General features: G+C 32.3%; 4 protein-coding genes. All 4 read left to right on the top strand.

The genetic code is table 11. The features are described 5' to 3' along the window. Positions 1-3 precede the first annotated feature (3 nt). From MHM83_RS07025 to MHM83_RS07010, 4 genes are read left to right on the top strand one after another with little or no spacing between them, the layout of a single operon-like run. Positions 4-2,109, top strand: a complete 2,106-nt coding sequence (locus tag MHM83_RS07025; RefSeq protein ID WP_167713441.1) for a fibronectin type III domain-containing protein — start codon at positions 4-6, stop codon at positions 2,107-2,109. Positions 2,110-2,112: 3 nt separating this feature from the next. Continuing rightward, positions 2,113-7,428, top strand: a complete 5,316-nt coding sequence (locus MHM83_RS07020) for a T9SS type A sorting domain-containing protein (RefSeq protein WP_239178987.1) — start codon at positions 2,113-2,115, stop codon at positions 7,426-7,428. 3 nt (positions 7,429-7,431) lie between these two features. Further along, the gene (locus MHM83_RS07015) at positions 7,432-8,796 is read left to right on the top strand and encodes a PKD domain-containing protein (protein WP_239178986.1); all 1,365 of its coding nucleotides are present in this window, start codon (positions 7,432-7,434) and stop codon (positions 8,794-8,796) included. A gap of 1 nt (position 8,797) precedes the next feature. Then, positions 8,798-14,731: a fibronectin type III domain-containing protein gene (locus tag MHM83_RS07010; RefSeq protein WP_239178985.1), complete on the top strand. Its 5,934-nt coding sequence runs from the start codon at positions 8,798-8,800 to the stop codon at positions 14,729-14,731. The last annotated feature ends 1 nt before the right edge of the window (position 14,732 follow it).

Below are 14,732 nucleotides of genomic sequence, written 5' to 3'. Positions count from 1 at the left end.
AACATGAAAAAACAGTTTATTGTCTGTAAGATATTGTTTTTCGTAGCTATGAGTTTTTTGCTTCCTATGAGTTCTTTAGCTCAAAGAAATGAAATTATAAATGACCCAAATATACAAATACTTGCTAGGGTACAAGAAGATAAAATTTTATTACGTTGGGCTGCAACTACAGCAAATGCTTGGAAAAAGACAAACAAAAGTGGTTTTACATTAGAAAAATACGTGCTTTCTCGTGATGGAAAACGATTACCAAGTTTAGAAAAAGTATGGGCAAAAAAGATACAAGCAGACCCTATTGAAACTTGGCAAGAAATTGTAGAGAAAGATAACAATGCAGCTATTATTGCACAAGCATTATTTGGTGAAAGTTTTTTTATAGAAGGAGGAAGCGAAGGGCAACTAGCAGATATTTATAATCTAGTGAATGAGAATGAACAACGTTTTTCATTCTCTTTATTAGCGGCTGATATGAGTTTTGAAGCAGCAAAAAAAGCAGGATGGGGTTTTGAAGATACAGATGTAAAACTCCATGAAAAGTATGTGTATAAAATTAAACCTACAATTATAGAGAATACTTCAGAAACTGTTAAAATAAAAGGAACTGCTACCATAGCTAGTATTAAAGAATACGAGCCATTACCGGCTCCGATAGATTTTCAAGGGATTTTTGGAGATAAAAATGTAATTCTAACATGGGAGTATCAATTGTTTAAAACAATATATACTTCTTATAATTTAGAACGTTCAGAGGATGGTATAAACTTTACATCGTTAAGCAAAGAGCCTTTGGTCAATTTGAACGATAAACCTGAAGCCCCAGCTAAACGTATGTTTTATATTGATTCCTTAGCGAACAATACGAAGACGTATTATTATAGAGTTAACGGAATCTCTCCATTTGGAGAAAAAGGGTTGTATTCTACAATAATTTCAGGAGTAGGAAAACCTATTTTACCTTATACACCAAGAGTTTACGATGTAGAACTTACCAAAAACACCAATGAAGCAATAATTACTTGGGAGTTTCCTAAAAAGGGAGAAACACTGTTAGAAAAATTTCAACTACTCATAGCTCCAGTTGATAAAGGCCCATATGTTGTGGCTGTAGATAACATTTCTCCGCAACAACGTAAGCTTACGTATTCCAAATTACAAGCATCAAATTATGTTAAAATTAAGGCTATAGGAAAAGACCCAAAACAAGAAAAAACATCGTTTTCAAAATTGATACAACCTTTAGATAGGATTCCTCCGGCTATACCTACAGAATTAAAGGGGGAAATAGATAGTTTAGGTGTAGTTCATATCACTTGGAAACAAAATATAGAACCTGATTTTTTAGGATATCGAGTTTTTAGAGGTTTTTTAAAAGATGAAGAACCTTCACAAATAACAGTATCACCTATAAGCCAAAATAGTTTTATAGATACCGTAACAGTAAAAAATTTAAATGCTGAGGTATTTTATAGTATAGTAGCTGTTGATAAGCGTCACAATCATTCCGAAAAATCAGAAGTGTTGGTATTAGAAAAACCAGATGTAATTCCTCCAACTGCTCCTGTTTTTTCAGGATATAAAATAAAAGAAGGAAAAATCATAATAGAATGGATACCTTCTTCAGAAGAAAATGCAACACATATTTTGTTACGAGAGAATCTTACCGAAAAGAAGGAGTTAGAAACTGTATTTAGTACTTATGATACAATACATCAATATATAGATACTCAATTAGAAACAAATAATAGGTATCGATATCATATCAAAGCGATTGATAAAAGTGGATTGACTTCGCTTCCTTCAACTCCCTTAACTATTGAGATGGTCAACTTAGCTCCAAAAGAATATATAAAGGGATTGGATTATGTGGTGAATAGAGAAACAAATCATATAGAACTTTTTTGGAGAGCGAATAAAGATGAAATAGCTGAGTATACTATTTACAAGCAACTGAAAGAAAAACAACCAAGTACTTGGCGTATTTTACCAGCTAACATAAGAACAGTTATAGATAAAGAAGTAAGCCCTAACGAAATATATATATATCATATACGTGCTACACTAAAAAAAGGAGGCTATGCTAAAGTAAAAACTATTGAAATAAAATTTTAGAAAATGAAAAAGGTTATAATTCTTTTTTTATTGATACTAACTACCAGTAGAATATTTTCACAGATAAACTTAGGAGGAGAAGCTAAATACGAGTTGACAATTAGTGGATATGTCTATATTGACCCTAATGCATGTGGAGATATTTTCGGATTACGAAGTATTAAAGTAAAGTATGAGGATGGAAGAATACAGACTGTATGGAGTGGAAGAAGATATAGAGATTCTTTTACCCATGTAGTAGAATATAGTAAAAGTAATGTTATAACAGAAGTGCTTTTTCATGAAATAAATAGGTGGGAAACCACTTTTAGTTGTGATGGTGGACCAAGAAATATAAATACTTCGATACCTGTAAATAGTAATTGTTTTAATCGATTTGAAAGTGAATTAGGACATCAGTTGAAACAAGTTTCGATTAATTCAAGACCAGTAACATCTATAGAAGAGGTAAAAAGTCCTTTATACTTAGATGAAACAAGTTACCTAAAAATTAATCTACCTAATGTATTAGATAACAATCATTATAATTGGAAATATAAAGTAGGAAATGGAGGCTCAAGAACAATTCCTAGCTCATTCAATAATATAAATAGATTAAATATAAAAGGAGAAGACTTTTTAACAGACCTAGATTTTGGAAAAACAGTATCAGTTTGGGTAGAAACTAACTGTAATACAGGGAGTAATTTAGCAAGTCAAATAGCAAGAAGAAATGCCTACGTGGAATCTATACCTATTTATAATGATTGTATCAAAAATGAGCAGATTAAATGCGGTTTTTTTATTGGGAATATTCTAGAGTATTTCAGGTGTATGGAACAAGCACGTAATTTATGTCAAGATAAATTTAATACAAACTTTAATAATTTGTATAATGAATATTATCCTGAATTACTTAAACAATATAAGGGCAATACTTCAAATGTTATCCAATTTACATATTTAAAGGGGGCACCTCATATAATGTCAGTAGAACCTATGGATATCAGTTGTTATGAAGAGGAAGATGGTAGTGTAAAAATAAATTTTGACAGAGCTATATTACCTAATGAGCTTCTAAGTATTAATATTGTAGATTTAAATAACCAAATAGATGTAGATAAAGATGGTAACCCTATTTATGAAAATGTTGATTCATATTCCAACATAGGCGAAGGGGATTTAGAGACTGATAATTCGTTTACGTTTAGTTCTAAAATAGGGAAAGGGCTACCCAGTGGTAATTTTCGTGTAGAGTTGACAGGATATATTAATGGAGCTTCCACTTATACAGGAGGAAATACACATGAAAAAGATTTTGCCATAGATGAACCCAATCCCATAGAGTTCTCAGTCACTGCAACTGAAGCATGGTGTCATGGAGGTAGTGACGGTGCCATTACTATTAAAGTTAGTGGCGGGCAAGACAGAAAAAAGTATAAATATTTATTACGAGAGGAAGGAGATACAAGTCCTGTTTTAGATAGTGATTGGATTGAATTTAAAAACTTAGCAACTTATACAGGAACCTTTCCAAACGTAAAACGAGAAGCTACAGAAGTTATCACAGGAAAATCAGCCGGAGATTATATTGTTCAAATAAAAGATGCTAATAATTGTATCGCTAAAGTGCCCGTAAGAGATGGAGCAGGAAACATTATAGGCTTAGGAGAAGAAAAAAAAGCCCCTGTAATAGTTAATGAACCCAATTCACCTGTAAAAATAAATTTTGTACATGAAGAACAACCAACAGCTTTTGGGTTTTCAGATGGAAGAATCCGTGCCGAAATCACAGGAGGAACTCCATTACCTAATGGAAAGTATAATTTTACGTGGAAACATGAAAATGGTACTACATGGAATACCTTTAGTGATATTGTAAATGCCGACGGGTGGTACCTAACTTTGGAAAATGCAATTGCAGGAAAATATAGCTTAACTATAACAGATGCAAATTATAATAAAGCTACAAATAAAGAAGGGTGTACGATAGTTAATGCTGAATATACCTTACAGCAACCTCCAAAATTAACGTTGAAAATAGAAGAAACAAATTCCATTTCTTGTAATAGTAATAATATTTACGGAGGCCCATCTAGCGATGGAGAGCTTACAGCTATAGCTTCAGGAGGAGTCCCTTTTAGGCCACTTATACGAGGTAAATACAAGTATAAATACACTTGGAAAAAGAAAGATGCGTCAGGTGTTTATCAAATCATACCTGGAGAAACAGGAAATGTACTTGAAAATAGAGGAGCAGGAGAATATGCAGTTAATATTGAAGATGCTAATGGAATAATTATAGGAAGTTATAACAATAATACATTAGTGACTCCAACAGATAAAGAATACGAGCTACAACAGCCAGAATTATTAAAAATAACATACACTAAACAAGATGTATTTTGTCATCAAGGGACAGATGGAGCTATAAACACTACAATAACAGGAGGAACGGGGAACTACACCATCTCTTGGAGTACAGGAGAAACTACAGAAGATATATCAAACTTAGTAGCTGGTAATTATACTATTGAGGTAACCGACGAAAAAGGATGTCAAGCTCAAGAAACAATAACAATTGAAGAACCTCAGAATCCTATTAATATAAATTATAACTTTTTTGAACCAACATTCGCTGGTGCTACAAATGGGTGGATTAAAGCTACAATAACAGGAGGGACTCCTTTAAACGATAGTTCTTATACATATAAATGGCAAGATGCGAATGGAAATAATTTAAATACTCAGGTAACTTCAAGTTCTAATACGGGGAGTTATGAATTAACCTTAAATAGTATAGGAGAGGGAACATATAAGCTAACAATTCAAGATAAAAACTACCCTTTGGCAGTTGATAAAAAGGGGTGTACTGTAATTGAAAGTGAATATTATATTGATGACCCCGAACCGTTAAAAGCAAGTGTTGAATTAAGAAAACCTATTTCATGTAATAGTAGTAATAGTTACGGAGACCCATTTTCTGATGGCGTTATAGAAGTAATAGCTGAAGGAGGGATAAAACTACAACCCAATGAAAATAATGGTTTACCTTATTACTATACTTGGAAAAAAGAAACAAGTCCAGGGGTTTGGACAATATTGACTACACAAACATCAAATATAGCAAGCGGATTAGATGCAGGAAATTATGCAGTAAATATTGAAGATGCTAATGGTATTATTTTAGGTGTATATAAAAACAATGTATTAGAAACCCCAACAGATATAATTTATAACTTTGAAGAACCACCATTGCTGGAATTAACTTTTGAAAAGCAAGATGTGTATTGTTACGAAGGTAGTGATGGTTGGGCAAAAGCAATTATTAAAGGAGGAATACCTCCATATAACATCGAGTGGGAAAGAGGAAACAAAGTAGCACAAATAAATTCCCTAACAAAAGGAGAGTATAGCGTTACGGTTACAGATGCAAGAGGCTGTCAAGTAACGGGAAGTATTTTAATAAACCAACCAAAAAAACCTATAAGTATAAATTATACTTCTTTTGCTACACCTTCTACTGGAGGAGCATCTGATGGTTGGATACAAGCCGAAATAGAAAGAGGAACTTCTTTTGCTGACGATAGTTATACTTATTATTGGCAGGATGAAAAGGGAACAATATTGAATGGACAAACTGAAACAAGTATTGTAAACGGTAAATTTCAAATAAAAATGAATAACATACCGAAGGGGATTTATCATTTAACGATTGAAGATGCAAATTATGTTTCAGCTACTACAAAACAAGGGTGTACCCATATAGAAGAAGAGTTTATTTTATACGATCCTATAGAAGCTACTATTAGCATTGAAAAGCCAATTTCATGTAATCAGAATAATACATTTAATAATCCTTATGCGGATGGTGCTTTAAAGGCGAGCGTAACTGGAGGGTTACCTTTTAGTACAGGGCAATCGTATATATATTATTGGAAAAAGAAAAACAGTAATGGAATATATGAGGATTTGAATCAAAACAACCCAATAGCCACTGATTTATCGACAGGGGAATATGCTTTAAATGTAGAAGATAGTAGGGGTGTTGTAATAGGTATTTATGAAAGTTTACAATTAATCAACCCAACTGATGTATTGTTTAACTTTGAGGAGCCAGAATTACTTACATTATCGTTATCTGCCACTGAAATTTCTTGTGATACAGGAAATGATGGAACTGCAACTGTAGCTATTTCAGGAGGAATACCTCCTTATAATATCCAGTGGTCTAATGGAGCAACCACTAACATGGCAGAAAACTTAATAGCAGGGAACCATTTGGTGTTTGTTACAGATGCTAGAGGGTGCGAAGCAACAGGGAATATTACAATCGGACAACCAGGAGGGTTAAAGATTGAAGTAAATAAAAAGAATCCTACTTGTTATGGTGCAAATGATGGAGCCATTTCTTTAGATATTTCAGGAGGAGAAGCACCTTATACTTATAAATGGGAAACAGGAGAAAAAGCTACAAGCTTACTGAATTTAGTAGAAGGAACTTATAAGTTTTCATTAATAGATGCTAATGGATGTAAAGCTTTTACAGAAGTAAAATTAGAAAACCCTGAAAAATTAATTATAGACTTGGGAAGTGACAAAACCTTGTGTATAGATCAAACCTATGTTTTAGATGCTAGTATTGATGATGAAAATGCAACATACAATTGGATATCAAGTAGTGGGTTTAGCTCAAAAGAAGCATCAATAACTATAACAGAAGGAGGGATATATACTGTAACAGCAACATCTTCATTAGGTTGTGTAGCTACTGACACTATAACAATTAATTACAGGAACCAAGAAATAAACGCTGAGTTTTTACTATCGTCCCAAGCATATATTAATGAAGAAGTAGTTGTATTCCACACAAGTAACCCTGCCCCTGAATCTTTTGAATGGGTGTTGCCCAAGGAAGCTGAATTAGTAGAAGAGAAAGAAAATACAGTAGTTCTTAGCTTTTCTAAAGCAGGAACCTACGAAGTTGGATTATTAACAAAAGTTGGTGACTGTGTACAAGAAGTATACAAAAAAGTAGTAGTTGAAGAAGAAAGTGGATTAGTCGACCCAGGAGATACAGAAACCCCATTTATTGAGGCGTTTAGTATTTCTCCAAATCCAAATAAAGGAAGCTTTGAGGTTAGTATAGATTTAGTAGAAGTAACCCCTATTTCTCTTCGTATTTTTAACGCACAAGGGCAATTTATAACAAAACATATACCCAATGAGACATTAGAAGAATATAGTATTCCGTTTACAGTGAATTTAGCTTCAGGAATGTATGTAGTAGTGCTAGAAACAGCAAAGCAAACACAGGTAAAAAGAATGATTGTAGATTAAAAAATGAAGAAAACTTATAACTATACATATATTTTACTAGCAGTAATTTTTGTGATGACTGCATGTTATAAAGAGACCCCAATGTTTATAAAAGCGGATTTTGAAACTTCTTTTGTTAATGATGATGAATCTGTACCTGTACAAATAAGTATTCGAAACAAAACAGAAGGGGCAGATACTTACGAATGGACTTTTGAAGGAGCCACAGTTACTTCATCAACAGATAAAAATCCAGGAGGTATTGAATATACGAAATCAGGAACATATACAATAACATTAAAAGTCTCCAATGTTGATGGTTTGGAAGAGACCTTAACAAAAGAGATTACAGTTGTAGAAGGAATAGACATACAGTTCTCAACAGAAACAATTAAAAGTAATTACCCACCGGTAGAAGTTAAATTAACAAATAATACAGTTGGAGAAAACTTAACCTATCAATGGACTTTTGAAGGAGGAAAACCAGCAAAGTCAACAGATAAAAAACCTACAAATATAGTATTTGAAGAACCAGGAAAACACCGTATACAAGTTGCGGTGTCAAACGGTTTTGAAACAATAACCAAAGAAGAAATCATAACAGTTTTACCTGATATAGATATAGACTTTGATTGGGAAGTCGATTTTTTTGATGATGATTATCAAGCTCCAGTAACTATTATCTTACAAAATAAAACAACAGATGCTTTAAGTTATCAATGGACTTTTGAAGGAGGAACACCTAGTAAAAGTATAGAAGAGAATCCTGAGGTTACTTTTCAAAATATAGGGACATATACAATCAAGTTGATTGCTTCTAATGGGAAGACAGAAAAAGTAACAACAAAAACTATACAGGTAAAACCAAATACTAATTTAAGAACATTTACAGATGTTAAGTTAGGAATCAACTCTGCTCATAGTAACAATAATGTGGGAGCCTTTTTTTCAACAGAATTAAGAAAAATAGTTACTGCAAATGAAGTTACTACAGAAAATGGATATAAAATAGATCTCGTTTTTCTGGGACTTAGTAATGGTTTTACTTATAATAAATTTCTGTCACCAACTGAAGCAGGTTCCAATGGTTTTGTATCAATACCTAATGCACAACAAACTAAATTAATTAACTCTCAAGAAAGTTGTAGCTGTGGGGTAAGTTTTAGTGTTGCTCAATTTGATGCAATGAAGAATGACACTCCTTTACAAACTATAACAATTACGGAAACTCCAAACGGATTATTACATTTTGATAATACTATGAAACCAAGAATTGTACTGTTTCAAACTGTTGATGGAAGAAAAGGAGCTATAAAAATAAAGGAGTTTGTAGATAACGGAAGTAATTCATACATCCTTTGTGATATTAAAGTTCAAAAATTGCCTTAGAATGAATGTATCGAAATTAAAATATAGATTAAAACAATCATTGTTTTTTTATTGCTTATTGCTAGTTGTAGGAGTATATGCGCAACGTTATCCAGTACAAGTAACGCAAACCATTATTCCACCATATTCAACAAAATTAAGTGATTATGCAACGGCAAGCGATGTTAAGTTTCGTTTAAACTTGCTATTAACCGATGTGGTAGCTAATAACAAGCAAGTACGATTAAAGCTACATATCAAAGGGAATGGTTTTGATATTCAGTCAACAGATTTTGTTACGGGAGCTTCACAAGTGATTTTGAATGGGGGAGTACTACAGCAGTTTACAAATATCGATTTAGCGGCTTATTTTCAACCTAATAATTTAATAGGCATTTCGCCTCAACAGTATAACAAACCTTTACCAGAAGGAATGTATTCTTTTTGTTGGGAAGTGTATGATGCGTATACAAATCAACAATTAAATCATCCTACAGCGGGTTGTTCTAATGTGTATTTAGTACTAAACGATCCACCGTTTTTAAATTTACCTTATAAAGGAGATCAAATTGTGGCGCAAGATCCTATGAATATTATTTTTCAATGGACGCCAAGACACACCAATGCTACCAATGTATCCTATGAGTTTGAATTACGAGAATTATGGGATACGCAAGTAGATCCGCAAGCAGCTTTTTTAGCGTCACCTAATTATTATTCAGAAACTACCTATACAACAACGCTGTTATATAATATAGGAAAACCTACCTTATTGCCTAATAGAAGATATGGTTGGCGGGTTAAAGCGAAATCTACTACAGGAGTTAGCGAAAATTCCATTTTTAAAAATGATGGTTATAGTGAAATTTATTACTTTACCTACACTAATGCCTGTTACCCACCAACTTTTGTATTGTCAGAAGTAGTAGCCAAAGATCGTATTAAACTTACTTGGCAAGGGCACCCAGACCATAAAAAATACCATGTACAATATAAAAGAGCAGATATACCCGATGCTGAATGGTTTGAAGTATATACTTATAACACACAAGCACAAATAAGTAATTTACGAGAAGGAAAAACGTATATGTTTCGAGTAGGAGGTACTTGTAATGAACTGACAGATTTTGACCAAAACTATTCGTACAGTCATATGAGTCAGTTTACCATGCCTGCTAAAGATGAAATGGGGAGTAGCTATAACTGCGGAATTATTCCAGAAATACAAATTGATAATAACGATCCTCTAAAAAATATAGGAATCAATGAAACCTTTACAGCAGGTGATTTCCCTGTAACTGTGAAACAGATACAAGGAGGAAACGGAACCTTTACAGGAGTAGGATACATTGTAGTTCCTTATTTGGGAGACACTAAAATAGCGGTAACCTTTGATGCTATAAGTATTAATACCGACTATCAATTGATAGAAGGTGTGGTAAAAACGACTTACGACCCAACTTGGGGAGATGTAGAAGATACCAATGACTGGACGCAAGGTGGAACTGGAAATTCAGAATCAACTGAGGTAGATTTTCCAGTTTCAGATGTCCAGATAGATCCGAATGGAGATATATTAGTTATAGGAGAAAACGGAGAAGTAGTAGAGCTACCGGGAGGTGAAGATATTGTAATAACTGATAGTAACGGACAAGTTTGGGCGGTTGATGAAGAAGGTAATGTAACTCCACAAGGAACACAAGCGGAAGGAGGAGCTAGCAATCCAGAAAACACCAATGGTGTTAATAACAATGGTCAAGCTACTGCGATATCAGCCAAAGGAGTAATAGTAACCTTTAAAAAGGCATCCAATAGTAAATATGGGTTTGATAGCTACGAAAGTAACTATAGTGCTACGAAAGATTTATATAAAAAATTAGATAACAATTATTATGTACCCTACAAAGCTGTTGCAAAAAATGATACAGAAACTATTGTAGCGAATTTAGCTATTACAGATAGCAAAATTAAACCTCAAGATATTGTTTTTAAAACAAAAGACGGAGTAGCTATTACAAAAATAGATAGTACAGCTACTTCTTATACCTTAGAATTAAAAGGTGTTTTTGACGATGCTGAAATAGAAACCCAAGCCTTAGTAAAACAAGGAACTAAATATGAGGTTGCAGGTGCATTTATACAATACCAAGCAACTCCTAAAAATGTAAAAGTAGTAGTAGTAAATACCTCTAATACTAGTGCACGTACAATAAAAGAATCGTTACAAAAAATATATCAACAAGCAATGGTAAACCTTACCATTACTGAAATTAACGATTTTAAAAACGATTTAGAAACCTTAGCTCCAAATGGAACCATACAAAGTGGAGAAAGTGGTTTTGCAGCACAATATACCGAACAACAACGTCAAATAAATAATAAACTAAAACAACACTCACAATACCAGCAGGATGCTTACTATTTGATTGTAACCGATAAAACACCTTCTTTTACTAGCGAAAAAGGATTAATGCCTTTAGGTAGGCAGTTTGGGTATGTGTATACTACCAACTGTTCAACTGCAGACTGTGTAGCATTGACTGCTGCTCACGAGTTAGGACATGGAGCCTTCCAGTTAAAGCACCCATTCTCTTCACAGAGTTACCAGTATGCACAAAAAGCTACCAATTGGTTACTTGATTATAAAGACGGAACAAAACTTCCTTTTGTACACTGGCAAGCCATACACAACCCTAAGCTACGTATCGGAGTTTTTGATAAAGACAGTGAGGGGCAAAATACAGTTATTTCAGGTATTCCAAAAGAATTTGCAAATCCCGATAACACTTTTACTTTTTTAACTTTGAATGGAAGTTACATAACACTTCCTAAAAAAGTTAAAAAATTGAGTTTTGTGACTGGTGTGGATAAGTTAAATCCTTATGTACACTATCCTACAGGGGCATTACAATCTTTTGAAATAGATAGTGTAAAGTATTCTGCGAGTGTAGATGAAATAACTATTCAAGATGAATATACTATTGAGAATTTTGGATTTATTTATAATGGGTTTAAAGGGTATAATGTTGAAGAAAGAAAAGAGTACCATAAAAATATAATTACACTAGTCCCCGATGGTGATTCAAGACGACTTTTAAAATCAAAAGTAGAAGGGGTAAATTTTAAAGAGAGAGAAGAGATAAATATACTTAAATCTGATACTTATAATAAATTACAAGCAGTAACAGATGGAAAATTTAAAATATTTGAAAAGAAGTATAAATATGGAGATACTACTCCTTATGATGAGTCATACAAGCTAAATAAAGATTTGGTTCAGGAAGTGTTTGGAGAGAATCTAGAAATTAATGATAAATATTTTATCTTATCTAAGATAGCATTTTTAAATAACTCATATCCAGATATTATTTCGACAACTGCTTCTCAAATGGGGTATTCTAAATTGAGAGCTTTAAGAACAAAAAATGAAAGTGAATTAATATCAATTTATTTAAAGTTTATTAATGAAGTTAAAACTAAATTAGGTAATTGCAAAGAGACATTAGATAATATTACAGTAAAATCATCATTTAATAGAGTTAAAAGTTGCATTGATAATTTATCTAATCAAGAGTTAAGTAAAGTTAGTGTTGCTAACAAAATAATAGCTATAAGTATTTTAACTCAACGAGGTATACCAACAAATAATAGTGCAGAGATAGAAATTATCAGATTGTTGAAATTTACAAAAAATGAGGATGTAGATAATTTACTTACAGCTTTATTAGGTAAATCTAAAATTAACACTGAAGACTTTTTATTAAAAAGATTAGCATATAAAATAGACAATGATCATACATGGTTAACAGACGATAACTATAAAAAATTTGTTGAAGTACTAATTGGTTTATCGTCAAAATCAGATTTATTTAAAAAGAAAGCTTTAGAGTATACAGATGAAGAGTTTGCAGACCGAATTATAAACTTTTATCATAGAGGTTTTTGGGATTTTATGAAAGAAGTGGGCTCAAATGTGCCATCAGCTTTTTTCTATACTTGTAATTTAGATACTAAAGTAGATTGGGATTCGGAAAAAACAGTTGACATTTCTATACATAATGAAATGAGCTGTAATGCTCAAAATGTTTATAAAGAAACCCCAGTTCCTTTATCGCCTTTAGATCCTATATGGTTTGTTAATAAATCATCACTAAGTATGCTTAGTGATTATAACAAAGAGACTCCAGTAATTGCTCCAGCAATGCTTGCGTATTATGCAAATGATGTTGGAGATACTAAAAATACCATAGATGGAATTGAAGCAACAATAGACGTAGTAAGTTTAGCTACTGGAGCAGGAGCATTAGCAAAAGCACCTTCAACCTTACGTAAAGTTTATATAATTGCCGATATGGTAGGATCTGGTGTTAATATTACATTGGAATCGTCGTCGAAAAATTTATCATCAAATGCAAAAATATTTTTAGAATCATTAAATATTTTAACAGCATCAATTGCTATTGATGAGTTTTTAAAAGATGGTGTAAAGAGTATTAATAAACTGTATAAAAAAGTAGCTAAGAAGAATACAAAACCTTTACCATCTATAAAGCAAGTTAATAGCTTTATAGATAATATCTTAACCGAAGATTTAACAGCAACTCAAATTGCCGAGATAGGAGCTAATAAATTAAGAGAATCTGAAAAATGGTTAGATAATATTATAGCAGAAGGAAAAATTAATAGTGAATTAACAGATTTAGCTGTTAGAGCAAGAAATGCAAAAGTAAAGTTAGAATTAGCAAAAGAGTTATTGAAAATTACTCCTGATAATTTAAAAAGTATAATAAACTTAACAGGAGGGGAGATAACCTCAGTTAAGAACTATATAAATAAATCTGATGATTATATTGACGTAATTGTTCATTCAGATAAAGTTGGAGATAAGTTCTCAGTAGTTGTAGAGATTGAAGGGAAAGTTGAAAATATAATTTTATCAGCAAAAGATTTTGCAAAGACATTAAACGATATACCAAAAGAAAAAACAATAAGGTTACTTAGTTGTAATAATGTTGAAAGTGCACAAGATATAGCCGTTGTCTTAAATAGAAATATAGTCGCTTCAAGAGGAGAAATGAAGTTGTATGACAATGGTTTAATAGAAACAGATAGTTGGTTTATAGCTAAGGGCGATGGTAAAATAGAAGATTTTAAACCTAATAGATATAACTTAGATGTAACCGATGAATATATTATACTAGGAAAGAAGTTAGACGACCCTTTACTAGAAGCGATTAGAGTAGGGAAAAGAAGTGATGGTACTTTAGAGTTAGCTTTAAGAAATGCAGGTTTTAACAAATGTGCTGATGCTGTAAAAGGAGCGTCAAAAGTTAACGCAAACAATACTAGGTTATTGAATTCAGGTGACCCTAGTATTCCTAATTTAGTAGATGACTATTCTTTTGTAAGAAATGGAAAACTGTTTAAAAAAGGAACACCTACTGAGTATGCCAATGAAACATGGAATGATTATTTTAAACGATTAAATAAAATATTGGAGGAACAAGGAGAAACAGTACGTTTTTTTAACCAGTTTGAATCTCATCACATATTTCCAGTTGATTTATTCAAAAACGAATCATTTAGAAAATGGTATGAATTAGTTGGTCACCAACATTTTGATATTAATGGGGTAGATTCATTAGAAAACTTAATTATGCTAGAAGCTATACGTAGAAAACCTTTGTCAGATGCAGGTAAACCAAATTTTGTTGGAGGTGTTCATACCAATCATCCTAAGTATACTGAAAAAATTAGTAAATATGTTGAAAAATTATGGAATGATGCAAAGATTAACGCTAATTGGGATGATGCTAAAATAGCTAGGGAAATAGATGATGATATAATGATTCTATCTGAAAATTTAAAACAGTCGTTATTGCAAAATTCAGTAAGAGGGAGTGTAGAATTACCATCATATTGGAAAACTATCAATTTTAATGATTTAATAAAATAAT

Source organism: Tenacibaculum sp. Mcav3-52, assembly GCF_022347665.1.
GTDB classification, from domain to species: Bacteria; Bacteroidota; Bacteroidia; order Flavobacteriales; family Flavobacteriaceae; genus Polaribacter; species Polaribacter mesophilus.
Note: the sequence above shows the minus strand (reverse complement) of the source record. Positions and strands in the feature narration are given on the sequence as shown.

Excerpts from the sequence above, each read along its gene's own strand:
- MHM83_RS07025 (WP_167713441.1), top strand. The coding sequence starts at position 4 with ATGAAAAAACAGTTTATTGTCTGTAAGATATTGTTTTTCGTAGCTATG.
- MHM83_RS07020 (WP_239178987.1), top strand. The coding sequence starts at position 2,113 with ATGAAAAAGGTTATAATTCTTTTTTTATTGATACTAACTACCAGTAGA.
- MHM83_RS07015 (WP_239178986.1), top strand. The coding sequence starts at position 7,432 with ATGAAGAAAACTTATAACTATACATATATTTTACTAGCAGTAATTTTT.
- MHM83_RS07010 (WP_239178985.1), top strand. The coding sequence starts at position 8,798 with ATGAATGTATCGAAATTAAAATATAGATTAAAACAATCATTGTTTTTT.